General features: G+C 53.6%; 11 protein-coding genes. 2 read left to right on the forward strand and 9 right to left on the reverse strand.

The genetic code is table 11. From position 1 onward, the window contains the following. From rffA to trxA, 8 genes are all read right to left on the reverse strand, one after another. The gene (gene rffA, locus N7922_RS23770) at positions 1 to 1131 is read right to left on the reverse strand and encodes a dTDP-4-amino-4,6-dideoxygalactose transaminase (protein ID WP_263098550.1); all 1131 of its coding nucleotides are present in this window, start codon (positions 1129 to 1131) and stop codon (positions 1 to 3) included. 4 nt (positions 1132 to 1135) lie between these two features. Further along, complete coding sequence (gene rffC, locus N7922_RS23775; RefSeq protein ID WP_263098551.1) at positions 1136 to 1813, reverse strand: dTDP-4-amino-4,6-dideoxy-D-galactose acyltransferase; 678 nt, start codon at positions 1811 to 1813, stop codon at positions 1136 to 1138. Between the two features lie 17 nt (positions 1814 to 1830). Then, entirely contained in the window at positions 1831 to 3093 is a 1263-nt protein-coding gene (wecC, locus tag N7922_RS23780; RefSeq protein ID WP_263098552.1) for a UDP-N-acetyl-D-mannosamine dehydrogenase, read from the reverse strand. Then, positions 3090 to 4220 carry a non-hydrolyzing UDP-N-acetylglucosamine 2-epimerase gene (gene wecB, locus N7922_RS23785; RefSeq protein WP_263098553.1) on the reverse strand — a complete coding sequence of 377 codons (1131 nt, stop codon included), beginning with the start codon at positions 4218 to 4220 and terminating at the stop codon, positions 3090 to 3092. The genes wecC and wecB overlap by 4 nt, the downstream gene beginning before the upstream one ends. 57 nt (positions 4221 to 4277) lie before the next feature. Next, the gene (gene wzzE, locus N7922_RS23790) at positions 4278 to 5324 is read right to left on the reverse strand and encodes an ECA polysaccharide chain length modulation protein (RefSeq protein WP_263098554.1); all 1047 of its coding nucleotides are present in this window, start codon (positions 5322 to 5324) and stop codon (positions 4278 to 4280) included. A gap of 13 nt (positions 5325 to 5337) precedes the next feature. Next, the gene (gene wecA, locus N7922_RS23795; RefSeq protein WP_263098555.1) at positions 5338 to 6441 is read right to left on the reverse strand and encodes a UDP-N-acetylglucosamine--undecaprenyl-phosphate N-acetylglucosaminephosphotransferase; all 1104 of its coding nucleotides are present in this window, start codon (positions 6439 to 6441) and stop codon (positions 5338 to 5340) included. A 244-nt stretch (positions 6442 to 6685) separates the two neighbouring features. Continuing rightward, the gene (gene rho / locus N7922_RS23800; RefSeq protein WP_004386383.1) at positions 6686 to 7945 is read right to left on the reverse strand and encodes a transcription termination factor Rho; all 1260 of its coding nucleotides are present in this window, start codon (positions 7943 to 7945) and stop codon (positions 6686 to 6688) included. Between the two features lie 342 nt (positions 7946 to 8287). Further along, complete coding sequence (gene trxA, locus N7922_RS23805; protein ID WP_061499209.1) at positions 8288 to 8617, reverse strand: thioredoxin TrxA; 330 nt, start codon at positions 8615 to 8617, stop codon at positions 8288 to 8290. Positions 8618 to 8761: 144 nt separating this feature from the next. On the opposite strand from trxA, the gene rhlB reads away from it, so the two are divergent. Together rhlB and gppA are read left to right on the forward strand one after the other, a co-directional pair. After that, positions 8762 to 10030 carry an ATP-dependent RNA helicase RhlB gene (gene rhlB, locus N7922_RS23810; RefSeq protein WP_263098556.1) on the forward strand — a complete coding sequence of 423 codons (1269 nt, stop codon included), beginning with the start codon at positions 8762 to 8764 and terminating at the stop codon, positions 10028 to 10030. Positions 10031 to 10035: 5 nt separating this feature from the next. Beyond that, entirely contained in the window at positions 10036 to 11520 is a 1485-nt protein-coding gene (gene gppA / locus N7922_RS23815) for a guanosine-5'-triphosphate,3'-diphosphate diphosphatase (protein WP_263098557.1), read from the forward strand. A 39-nt stretch (positions 11521 to 11559) separates the two neighbouring features. On the opposite strand, the gene rep is transcribed toward gppA, so the two are convergent. After that, complete coding sequence (rep, locus tag N7922_RS23820; RefSeq protein ID WP_263098558.1) at positions 11560 to 13581, reverse strand: DNA helicase Rep; 2022 nt, start codon at positions 13579 to 13581, stop codon at positions 11560 to 11562. Positions 13582 to 13640: the final 59 nt, after the last annotated feature.

Here is a 13640-nt window from a genome sequence, read left to right on the forward strand (position 1 = left end):
TCAGCTGAAATAGCTCAGGAGCGTGCTAATGACCGTGCGCTGGTTAACAGGCGACAGGTTGTAGAACAGCGGCAGACGAAGCAAACGCTCACTTTCTTGCGTGGTATAGCGATCTTCGCCGTGGAATTCGCCAAACTGTTCTCCTGCCGGAGAAGCATGGAGCGGGATGTAGTGAAATACGGCGAGGATCTCCGCCTCTTTCAGGAAAGCGATCAGTTTGCTGCGGTCGGCCTCATCGCGCAGTTTGATATAGAACATATGCGCATTGTGGCCACAGTCTGCCGGAACAGAAGGTAATTCAATACGTCCGGCTCGCGCCAACGGTGCCAGCGCATCGTAATAGGTCTGCCACAGCGCCAGACGCTGCTGATTGATGCGGTCAGCCGCTTCAAGCTGCGCCCACAAATACGCAGCCTGCAGGTCCGCCATCAGATAGCTCGAACCAATATCCCGCCAGGTGTATTTATCCACCTGACCACGGAAGAACTGACTGCGGTTGGTGCCTTTTTCGCGAATGATCTCTGCACGTTCAACCAGCGCGCGATCGTTAATCAGCGTTGCGCCGCCTTCACCACCGGCTGTGTAGTTTTTGGTTTCGTGAAAACTAAAACAGCCAATGTGCCCGATCGTACCCAGCGCCCGGCCTTTGTAGGTCGACATCACGCCTTGAGCAGCATCTTCCACCACAAACAGGTTATGGCGTTTCGCCATCGCCATAATGGTGTCCATTTCGCAGGCCACCCCGGCATAGTGCACCGGCACAATCACGCGGGTTTTATCAGTAATCGCCGCTTCAATACAGGTTTCATCAATATTCAGGGTATCCGGGCGGATATCCACAAAGACGATTTTCGCCCCACGCAGCACAAAGGCATTGGCGGTGGAAACGAAGGTATAACTCGGCATGATCACTTCATCGCCATGCTGGATATTCAGCAACAGCGCCGCCATTTCCAGCGAAGCGGTGCAGGAAGGGGTCAAGAGCACTTTCGCGCTGTGAAAACGCTGCTCCATCCACTGCTGACAGCGGCGGGTAAAGCCGCCATCACCGCATAATTTACCGCTGCCCATCGCCGACTGCATGTAGTCGAGTTCCGTCCCCACGACCGGGGGTGCATTGAAGGGGATCATAACGTCACCTGTATAACCACAGAGCGGTGCTTTCCACATTCGCCCCGTTTTGAATATAGCGTTTAAGTGCGGCGGTATTCCCAAGCTGGGTTGCCACCCGCACCTGCGTTAGCTGCCGCTGCCGCGCCCATTGGCTGGCAGCCAGCATTAATTTTCCGCCCATCCCACGACCGGCCAGTAAGCCAATCCGCGCCTCATGCTCGTTTAACTGACGCAAAGAGACAAAGCCCGCAATCTCGCCGCCCTCGCGGCGAAACAGCAGACACTGATGGTCAAACACACCTTTTACGGCGTTTTCAATCCACTGCGCATAGAAACGCCCGCTGGCATCCGCCGGATACCACGGCGCGCGAAAACGACTCTGCACAAAAATTTCGGACGCCATTTGCCGCAGCACGGGAATGTCGTCCACATTCGCCACGTCTGCATGGGGATCGCATCCCTGAGCTGGCACAGCTAACGACAGGTCGATTTCCCCTTCCACCAGGTGAAAACCGAATTGTTGCAGCGCATCCAGAGCGTGCGTATGCGACGCTGGCAATTTAACCTGCAGGCGGGGCCAGTCAGCGAAATCAGCTACGTTCAGCGCAGGAGCGTCAGGATGCAGACGCACGATCGCGCTGCGGATACCAAAAAACGCGCTTTCCCACGCCAGTTCTTCTACCGTGCCGTGAAGAGCCATCCCGTCTCCTTAGCGCATTAGCGCCAGACGCCTTTGGTGTCCACAATGTGATGCTGCGCGATGCGGCTGCCATCCAGCGCTTTAAATTCTTTGTGATCGACCAACATGATCAGCACATCCGCCTGCGCCAGCGCCTCCTGCATGCTCACCAGTTTACTGATGCCAGTCAGTGAGGCAGGAAGCTGATGGATATTCGGTTCAACCACCAGTGTTTCGCCGCCGTGCCACTGCGCCACACTGCGCGTAATTTCCATCGCCGGGCTTTCGCGCAGATCGTCGATATTGGGTTTAAAGGCCAGCCCAAAACAGGCGATTTTCAGTTCGCTCGCGCGCTTATCAGTTGTGGTCAGACAATCAGCAACGGTGGATTTTACCTGATCCAATACCCAATGCGGCTTATGATCGTTCACCTCACGCGCAGTACGAATGAGTCGCGCCTGCTGCGGGTTCTGCGCCACAATAAACCAGGGATCGACAGCGATGCAGTGACCGCCCACGCCAGGACCCGGTTGCAGGATATTCACGCGCGGGTGACGGTTTGCCAGACGGATCAACTCCCAGACGTTAATGTTCTGATCGGCGCAAATCAGCGACAGTTCGTTGGCAAACGCGATGTTGACGTCGCGAAAACTGTTTTCAGTGAGTTTGCACATTTCTGCGGTGCGGGAGTTGGTCACCACACATTCACCTTCGAGGAAAATGTTGTACAACTCGCTGGCGCGTGCCGAGCACACCGGCGTCATGCCGCCAATTACGCGGTCATTTTTAATCAGTTCAACCATGACTTGCCCTGGCAGCACGCGCTCAGGGCAATAGGCGATATTGATATCGGCCTCTTCCCCCGCCTGCTGCGGGAAGGTGAGATCCGGGCGGGCGGCCGCAAGCCAGGCGGCCATTTGCTCCGTCGCCCCTACCGGCGAAGTGGATTCAAGGATCACCAGAGCACCTTTTTTTAACACCGGCGCAATGGATTTTGCCGCCGCTTCGACATAAACCATATCCGGCTCATGCTCGCCTTTAAATGGCGTGGGTACAGCGATCAGGTAGGCATCTGCTGTGACCGGCGTGGTGCTGGCGCGCAGATATCCGCCTTCCACCGCCGCTTTTACGACGTTATCCAGTTCCGGCTCGACAATATGGATCTCTCCGCGATTAATGGTTTCCACGGCGCGCGCGTTGATATCAACCCCGATAACCTGCTTTTGCCGGGAGGCAAACGCCGCTGCAGTAGGAAGGCCAATGTATCCGAGGCCAATGACGGAAATGGTTGTAAAGCTCATAGTGTTACCCGATTGTTTTTAAGTGCGTGCAAAATGCGACGACAAGCCTGCCCGTCTCCATACGGATTATGCGCACGACTCATGGTCTGCCAGGCATCATTATCGTGAAGCAGGCGCGTAACCTCTTCGACAATGCGCTGGCGGTCCGTGCCGACCAGTTTCACCGTTCCGGCTTCGACCGCTTCCGGTCGCTCCGTGGTGTCCCTCATCACCAGCACCGGTTTCCCCAGTGATGGCGCTTCTTCCTGAATCCCACCCGAATCGGTGAGGATCAGCCATGCATGATTCATCAACCACAAGAACGGTAAATAGTCCTGCGGTTCAATCAACGTCACATTCTCAACCTGGCTGAGGATACGATTCACCGGCTCGCTGACATTCGGATTCAGGTGTACCGGATAGACAATCTGCACATCATCATGTTGTGCAGCAATATCCGCCAGCGCGTGGCAAATCTGCTCAAATCCGCGGCCGAAACTCTCACGACGATGGCCCGTCACCAGAATGAGTTTTTTATTGTCGTCGAGAAACGGGTAGCGCGCCGCCAGCTCACCATGTAACGAAAGGTCTTTCAGTACGCTATCGCGCACCCAGAAAAGCGCATCGATAACCGTATTACCGGTGACGAAAATACGGTTATCGGCAATATTTTCTTGCAGCAGGTTGTGGCGAGAATTCTCCGTTGGCGCAAAGTGATACATTGCCAGATGGCCGGTCAATGTACGATTGGCTTCTTCCGGCCAGGGGGATGAAAGATCGCCAGTACGCAGCCCGGCTTCCACGTGTCCAACCGGAATACGCTGGTAAAATGCAGCAAGGCTCGCCGAAATAGTTGTCGTGGTGTCGCCATGCACCAGCACCACATCCGGACGGAAGGACTCAAGAATGGGTTTAAGTCCTTCAAGGATACCGCAGGTGATTTCGGTTAGCCCCTGCCCAGGGCGCATAATATTCAGGTCGTAATCCGGAACAATTGAGAAGAGGTTCAGCACCTGATCAAGCATCTCCCGATGCTGCGCAGTGACGCAAACCCTCGCCTCAAAGTCAGGATCCCTTGCCAGCGCATGTACCAGCGGAGCCATTTTGATGGCTTCTGGTCGCGTGCCAAATACGGTAAGTACTTTCACAACGATTCTCTTCGAGTAGATGATGAAGGTGCAAAGCACCTTCATCGCAGACGGCGTTTAATCCGAACGGCGTCGCGTTAATGCAACCCCGGCTCCTGTTAACGCTCCAACAATTCCCCACATGATCATCATGAAGGCACGACGCGGGCTGTCGCGTTTTACCGGTTCTTCCGGCGTGCGCAAATAACGATAAGTCTGAAAACGAGGATCAAGTGTGGGGCCGACATTCAACGTATTCAGCATGGCCCGGTTTTGATCATAGTCCAGATCGAATTGCGGCCCCACTGCCTGAAGGTTTTCCAGACGTGCCTTCAGCATTGGGCGGCCCAGCATAAACAGTTCCGAATCGGGTAACTCATCCGGCGGAACCTCGGTTTCATTGCGAGAGATATTATTCTGCTCAGCAACTTTCAGCGCCTGTTCAACGTTGCGCAGACGCCGGTTATAAATCGCTTTTGCCACCTCTTCCTGGCGTTTAACCTGCGCTTTCATCTGGATAGTCCGGGCAGCCCATGCGCCTTTCAGCTCATCGTTTAAATGGCTGGCAGCACGCTGGCTGGCGAAAGCAACATACTGACGCAGCAAGTTATTCGCATCCGGCGCGGTTTCAGCAATAAGCTTCACATTGTCCTTCAGGTTACGAGCCGCATCGCCGGGGGTGTACTGGATATTGTTTATCAGCTCATCCAGCATGGCGGCGTCCTCTTTGCTATTGCCCACCCGGCGCTGCTTGTAGTAATCCGTTTGTGACCAAAAATCACGGCGTGTATCCCAGGAAGCGAGCTGCATAATGAACTCTTTATACGCCTCATCCATGACAGACGGTTGATCCGCTGATGCCAGGTTAGCCTTCACATCCAGATTGCGCAAAAACTGCTGCTGAGAGTAATACCCGCCGAGCATATTGACCGTCGGTCTGTCGGTGATTGCAGTGGCGCTCCACTCCTGGGGAGCGAAAAATGTCCAGGCTAACGCGAACAATGCAAACAGCAGCGCCACCCCTCCAATCCACAATTTCCCCGCCCAAAGGGTACGAAACAAGCCCCGGATATCCAGTTCATTTTCCGTAGCTGTTGAAGTTGCTTCCGACGCTGGTTGAATCATCGCTTTCCCGGTTTTACTTGGTTAGTGTTGATTTTTGGTGTCTGTTACGGCGTATCCGACGTTTTACCCGCTTGATAAAACGCGCCACTTTCCATGCACGCTTAATACAGTAGCCATACAATAAGAAAGATAGCAAAAATAATGCCAACATTACCCATTCTGGAATGAAATGGAGATACTCAGTCACCACGCCAATGGTCGCCAACAGCGCGGCCGCAAGAGTGATAAGCATAAAGGCCTGACGGGAGGTGAAACCTGCCCGCATAATTAAATGGTGGATATGTTGGCGATCTGGTGAAAAAGGGCTCATGCCTTTACGCAGTCGACGATAGGTAATCGCCACCATATCCATCAGCGGAATGGCGATGATCCATAACGCGGTAACCGGGCTGATGGGATGCGTCTTACCCTGGGTGGTTTCCAGTAAAATCCAGATGACAGTAAAACCGATCAACGTACTGCCAGCATCACCCATAAAAACTTTGTAGCGGCGGCCAAGGACACCGAGATTCAACAGGATATAGGGCACAATCGCTGCAATCATCGCGAAGCACCAAATCGCCAGGCTGAACTGACCATCAAACCATAAAATGATGCCAATCGCGGCGAAGGAAACACATGACAACCCGCCCAGCAGGCCATCAATGCCGTCCACCATATTAAAGGCGTTGATCGCGGCCCATACCGCAAACAACGTAAGCAGATAGCCGAAAGGCCCCAGCACCATCTCCCAGGAACCAAAGATGAAACCAAGGCTGCTCAGATAGAGTTTGCCCACCACCATCATTACGACTGCGATCCCTGCCTGGATAGCCGCACGGATCTTGACGCTAATATCGAAGCGATCGTCCAACGCGCCGACAAAGACCAGCAACCCGGCACAGCTCAGATAGAGCGCAGCGTGAGGGATATAATCGTTTGTAATAGCGAAGGTAAAGCAGATACCAGCGTAGACTGAAATTCCCCCAACCAGCGGAATCAGTCCCTGATGCCGTTTTCGGTAGTTAGGTTTGTCCACCAGCCCCACATGCTTCGCCATTTTCCTGGCAAAGAACAAGAAGACAGTAGTGAACAAGAAAATACTGAATAACTCAGTAAACGCAGTGAGTAAATTCACAATGCATGCTCTCAGCGAATGTTGATCCCGGCAGTATAACGACGATGCCACGCTCCATAAAAGGAGAAAGCAGGTCATTCACAGACGTTATTGTTTATTTTTCAGCCAAATGAGGAATTCACAAAGGGAAGATTTCCTTTTGACGAGGTCTGTGTCGGACAATGCCTGTCCCAGTGCATATAGCGTATAGCCCATAAATAAAAAACGCCACGTAAAAACGTGGCGCATCCGGGGTTTATTTGTTTTAAGAGCGCTTCATCATGTCGAAGAACTCATCATTCGTCTTCGTCATCGCCAGCTTGTTAATGAGGAACTCCATCGCATCGATCTCACCCATCGGGTGAATGATTTTGCGCAATATCCACATTTTCTGCAGCTCTTCCTGCGTGGTGAGCAGCTCTTCTTTACGCGTACCGGAACGGTTGTAATCAATTGCCGGGAAGACACGTTTTTCAGCAATTTTACGGGAGAGGTGCAGCTCCATGTTACCGGTGCCTTTAAACTCTTCGTAAATCACCTCGTCCATCTTCGAACCGGTATCGATCAGCGCCGTTGCGATGATGGTCAGGCTGCCGCCCTCCTCCACGTTACGCGCAGCACCGAAGAAACGCTTCGGACGATGCAGGGCGTTTGCATCCACACCACCGGTTAACACTTTACCGGATGCCGGTACTACGGTGTTGTAGGCACGCGCCAGACGGGTAATGGAGTCCAGCAGAATGATGACGTCTTTCTTGTGCTCAACCAGGCGCTTGGCTTTTTCGATGACCATCTCAGCAACCTGCACGTGGCGGGAAGCCGGTTCGTCAAAGGTAGAAGCAACCACTTCGCCTTTCACCAGACGCTGCATCTCGGTCACTTCTTCCGGACGTTCGTCAATCAGCAGCACCATCAGCACACAGTCTGGATGGTTGTACGCGATGCTCTGCGCGATGTTCTGCAGCAGCATGGTTTTACCTGCTTTCGGCGGTGCAACAATCAGACCACGCTGACCGCGACCGATTGGCGACGCCAGATCCAGAACGCGTGCGGTTAAGTCTTCGGTTGAGCCATTACCGCGTTCCATACGCAGACGCGAATTCGCATGCAGCGGCGTCAGGTTCTCGAACAGAATCTTGTTGCGCGCATTCTCCGGCTTATCGAAGTTCACCTCGTTAACTTTCAGCAGTGCAAAGTAACGTTCACCTTCTTTAGGTGGGCGAATCTTACCTGAAATGGTGTCACCGGTGCGGAGGTTGAAGCGGCGGATTTGGCTGGGAGAAACGTAGATGTCGTCAGGACCGGCGAGGTAGGAGCTGTCTGCGGAGCGGAGGAAACCAAATCCATCCTGCAGAATCTCCAGCACACCGTCGCCAAAGATATCTTCGCCACTCTTCGCGTGCTGCTTCAGGATGGCAAAAATGATGTCCTGTTTGCGCATACGGGCCAGGTTTTCCAGCCCCATATTTTCGCCGAGAGTGATCAGCTCAGAAACCGGCGTATTCTTTAATTCGGTAAGATTCATAATGGTGTGGGTTCTTAAACTCGGGGTAAATCTCGAACTTAATGTTGTGAATGGTATGGCAGGGTCATCCATGCCTGTTAACGGCCATCAACTCATGTCCGATCGGCGTCTGGTCACAGGAAAGTACGCAGAACTGAAACGATAAGACGGAATGAGTGACAAGCCCGGAATCTGTCTACTTCTCTCGCGGCAGTGCTGCTCTGCGGGAAGTATCGGGGTAATGCAAGATTCAAACTACTAAGGTATGTTCAAAACGAAGTCAAAACAAAGTTAGCACGGCTGAAGCCGGGCGTCCAGCGATCCACATAAAATAGGAGTGCTGGCGCGCCGGCTGAGTCCAGGTTACGCCAGGTTGGCGTCCAGGAACTCTTTCAGTTGGCCTTTAGACAAAGCGCCGACTTTGGTTGCCGCCACTTCACCGTTTTTGAACAGCAGAAGGGTTGGAATCCCACGAATACCGTACTTCGGCGCGGTACCTGGATTCTGGTCAATGTTCAGCTTGGCAACGGTCAGTTTGCCTTCGTACTCAGTAGCGACTTCATCCAGAATCGGGGCGATCATTTTACACGGACCACACCACTCTGCCCAGAAATCGACGAGAACAAGCCCGTTTGCTTTGAGTACATCCGTGTCAAAACTATCGTCAGTCAGGTGAATAATTTTATCGCTCATATATAACTCCACAGGAATAAGCCTGGCGTGTTGGTGTAGCATAAAACAGCAACGTGTTGATGCCACAATAACCAACTAAAGGTTGACTTTATTTCACCGGATACGCTTTCGTAAAGCAATAGTAAGCTGATATTCTACCACACTATGAGCAAAACACATTTAACAGAACAGAAGTTTTCCGACTTCGCCCTGCACCCCAAAGTGATTGAGGCCCTTGAAAATAAAGGGTTTCATAATTGCACGCCTATTCAGGCCCTGGCCCTTCCGCTGACGCTGGCGGGCCGTGATGTTGCAGGTCAGGCGCAAACCGGTACCGGCAAAACGATGGCGTTTTTAACGTCAACGTTTCACTATCTCCTTTCTCACCCGGCGATCGAAGACCGTAAAGTGAACCAGCCGCGCGCAATTATTATGGCGCCGACTCGTGAACTTGCGGTACAAATCCACGCCGATGCGGAGCCCCTGGCGCAGGCGACAGGCCTGAAACTGGGTCTGGCTTACGGCGGCGATGGCTACGACAAACAGCTGAAAGTGCTGGAAAGCGGCGTCGATATTCTGATCGGCACCACAGGCCGCCTTATTGATTACACCAAACAGAACCATATTAACCTGGGCGCGATCCAGGTCGTGGTGCTGGACGAAGCCGATCGTATGTACGATCTGGGCTTTATTAAAGATATCCGTTGGTTGTTCCGCCGTATGCCGGCAACCGACCAGCGTCTCAATATGCTGTTCTCCGCCACCCTCTCTTACCGGGTGCGTGAACTGGCGTTCGAGCAAATGAACAACGCTGAATACGTGGAAGTCGAACCGGAACAGAAAACCGGCCACCGTATCAAAGAAGAGCTGTTCTACCCGTCCAACGATGAAAAAATGCGTTTACTGCAAACGCTGATTGAAGAAGAGTGGCCAGATCGCGCGATTATCTTCGCCAATACCAAACACCGTTGTGAAGATATCTGGGGTCACCTTGCCGCGGATGGTCACCGTGTCGGTTTATTGACGGGCGATGTGGCGCAGAAAAAACGCCTGCGTATTCTCGATGAATTCACGCGTGGCGATCTTGATATTCTGGTGGCGACGGACGTTGCTGCGCGCGGCCTGCATATTCCAGCCGTCACGCATGTTTTTAACTACGATCTGCCTGATGATTGCGAAGATTATGTGCACCGTATCGGTCGTACCGGTCGCGCTGGCGCAAGCGGTAATTCCATCAGCCTGGCCTGTGAAGAATACGCGCTGAATCTGCCTGCAATTGAAACGTATATTGGCCACTCCATTCCGGTCAGTAAATACAATCCGGATGCCCTGCTCAGCGAATTGCCGCCGCCAAAACGCCTGACGCGCACCCGCTCCGGCAATGGCCCGCGTCGTAGCGGTGGCGCGCCACGTAATCGTCGTCGTTCAGGTTAAAAAATATGCTCGGTTCCGCCTCGCTCTATGCAGCTATTGATCTCGGTTCCAACAGTTTTCATATGCTGGTTGTGCGCGAGGTGGCGGGCAGTATCCAGACGCTGTCCCGCATCAAACGCAAGGTTCGCCTGGCTGCCGGCCTGAGTAGCGAAAATCGTCTTTCTCAGGAAGCCATGGAGCGCGGCTGGCAATGTCTGCGGCTGTTCTCTGAACGACTGCAGGATATCCCGCAAGAGCAAATCCGCGTCGTGGCAACCGCCACGCTACGTCTGGCGGTAAACGCCCGGACATTCCTCGACAAAGCACAAGAGATCCTCGGCTGCCCGGTACAAGTCATCAGCGGTGAAGAGGAAGCGCGCCTGATATATCAGGGCGTTGCCCACACAACGGGCGGCGCCGATCAGCGCCTGGTCGTGGATATCGGTGGCGCAAGCACCGAACTGGTAACCGGCACCGGCGCGCAAACCACGTCACTGTTCAGCCTTTCGATGGGCTGTGTGACCTGGCTTGAACGTTTTTTTACCGATCGCAACCTCGGGCAGGAGAATTTCCACGCGGCAGAACTTGCGGCTCGCGAAGTATTGCGTCCGGTCGCCGGTGAGCTTCGTCGCCACGGCTGGAAAGTCTGCGTCGGCGCGTCCGGTACGGTTCAGGCGTTGCAAGAGATCATGATGGCGCAAGGGATGGATGAACGTATTACCCTCGCCAAACTGCAACAGTTGAAGCAGCGCGCGATTCAGTGCGGGCGCCTTGAAGAGCTGGAGATCGAAGGCCTGACGCTGGAGCGTGCGTTGGTATTCCCAAGTGGGCTGGCAATTTTGATCGCCATTTTCACTGAGATGAATATTGAAAGCATGACGCTCGCCGGCGGCGCATTGCGTGAAGGTCTGGTCTACGGCATGTTGCACCTGGCGGTCGATCAGGATATTCGCAGCCGTACGCTGCGCAATATTCAGCGCCGTTTTATCATCGACACCGATCAGTCAAGACGTGTCTCCACGCTGGCGGGACGTTTTGCGCAGGGCGTTGCAAAAGCATGGGATCTTGATGCTTACAGTATCGATATCCTGAAAGTTGCCTGCGAACTTCACGAAATTGGTCTCAGCATTGAGTTCAAACAGGCACCGCTACATGCCGCCTGGCTGGTACGAAATCTCGACCTGCCTGGCTTTACGCCAGCGCAGAAAAAACTGCTTGCCACACTGCTGCTGAACCAGACCAACGCGGTTGATCTGTCGTCTTTGCATCAGCAAAACGCCGTGCCGCCACGCGTTGCGGAACATCTGTGCCGTTTACTGCGTCTGGCGATTATCTTTGCCAACCGTCGTCGTGACGACCTGCTGCCAGACATTGCTGTTAGCGCACAAGGTGAGAAACTGACGCTGACACTTCCTCAGGGCTGGCTGGCAAATCATCCGCTGGGCACAGAGTTGATCGAGCAGGAAAGCCAGTGGCAGAGCTATGTACACTGGGCGCTGGAAATCCGGTAGCCCGTAAGCGTTGATAAGGCCCGGCAATACCGGGCTTTTTTATTTCTCTTTCGCTTTTGCCAGCATCGCCCGGATATTCGCCACATTGGCCTGGCCTTTGTGCATGCGCTCCTCCGGGCTGACAACTTTGCGCTCCTGCTCCCAGATCAGATCATCTTGCGGTAACTCCAGCAGAAAACGGCTTGGCTCCGGGCGCACCAGTTCACCATACTGGCGGCGCTCTTTGCACAACGTAAAAATCAGCTCCTTCTGCGCGCGGGTTATGCCAACGTAAGCCAGACGGCGTTCCTCATCAACGTTGTCTTCATCAATGCTGCTCTGATGCGGCAGTAAGCCTTCTTCCATGCCGACCAGAAAGACATAGGGGAACTCCAGGCCTTTAGAGGCATGCAGCGTCATCAATTGCACCTGGTCGGACTCATCGTCGCTTTCACCTCGCTCCATCATATCGCGCAGGGTGAAACGCGTGACCACCTGATCCAGCGTCATCGGCTCATCCAGTTCATTACCTTCGAGCATCTCGGTCATCCAGCCAAACAGCGTATTGACGTTTTTCATACGCATTTCCGCCGCTTTCGGGCTGGGCGAGGTTTCGAACAACCAGGATTCATAATCAATGCCGTGAATCAGATCACGCACGGCGGCAATGGGCTCACGCTCCGACAGGCGCTGCACATCGCCAAGCCACTGGGTAAAGCGTGTTAATGATTCATAACCGCGCCCGGTGAGCGTCTGGTTTAGCCCAACGTCAAAGCTGGCGGCAAACAGGCTCTTATTGCGCACCATTGCCCATTCCCCCAGCTTTTGCAGTGTGGCGGAACCAATTTCACGCTTTGGCGTGTTCACAATGCGCAAAAATGCACTGTCGTCATCCGTATTGGTTAGCACCCGCAGATAAGCCAACAGATCTTTGATTTCCGGGCGCGAGAAGAAAGAGGTACCGCCAGAAATCTTGTACGGAATGCGGTTCTGCATGAGGAATTTTTCAAACACCCGCGACTGATGGTTGCCGCGATAGAGGATGGCATAGTCCTTATACTGCGTTTTATTCACAAAGTGATGGGCAATCAACTCACCGGTCACGCGCTCGGCTTCATGCTCCTCGTGGTTGGCGCTCAGGACTTTCAGTTCCGTACCGTAGCCGAGCTCCGAAAACAGGCGTTTTTCAAACACATGCGGGTTATTGGCGATCAGGATGTTGGCCGCTTTCAGAATACGCCCCGAAGAACGGTAGTTCTGCTCCAGCTTAATGACCTGCAACGCCGGGAAATCCTGACTCAGTAACACCAGGTTTTGCGGCCTCGCGCCGCGCCAGGAGTAAATTGACTGGTCATCGTCGCCTACCACAGTAAACCGTGCGCGCTGGCCCACCAGCAGTTTTACCAGTTCATACTGACTGGTGTTGGTATCCTGATATTCATCCACCAGCAGGTAGCGGATCTTGTTCTGCCAGCGCTCGCGCACCTCTTCATTGCGCTGCAACAGCAGCGTGGGCAGCAGGATCAAATCGTCGAAATCGAGAACGTTGCACGCCTTCATATGGGCGGTATAAAGACCGTAGCAATGGGCGAACATCCGATCCCGTTCGCCGATCGCGCGGGCGGCAGCCTGCTGCGGGGTAAGCAGATCATTTTTCCAGTTTGAGATCGTCGAGATCAGTTGTTGCAGCACCACTTTGTCATCTTCGATCAGCCCCTCCGTCAGATCTTTCAGAAGGGCGACCTGATCGGTATCGTCGAACAACGAAAAGTTAGACTTCATGCCCAGCGCAACATATTCACGCTTGATGATATCCAGACCCAGCGTATGGAACGTGGAGATCATCAGCCCCCGCGCCTCTTTCCGACCCAACGTTTGCGCGACACGTTCCTTCATTTCGCGTGCAGCTTTGTTGGTAAAGGTGACCGCTGCAATATGTCGTGCCTGATAACCGCAGCCCCGAATAAGATGGGCAATTTTATTGGTGATTACGCGTGTTTTACCGGATCCTGCACCCGCCAGCACCAGGCAGGGGCCGGTGACGAATTCGACGGCTTGTTGTTGTCCGGGGTTTAAACGCATAGGAAAAATCACTCAACGAAAGTCAGGAAGGAGATAAACAGCGTGATAGTATAGCCAGC

Origin of the sequence: Kosakonia sp. ML.JS2a (assembly GCF_025642095.1) — a bacterium.
Classification (GTDB): Bacteria; Pseudomonadota; Gammaproteobacteria; order Enterobacterales; family Enterobacteriaceae.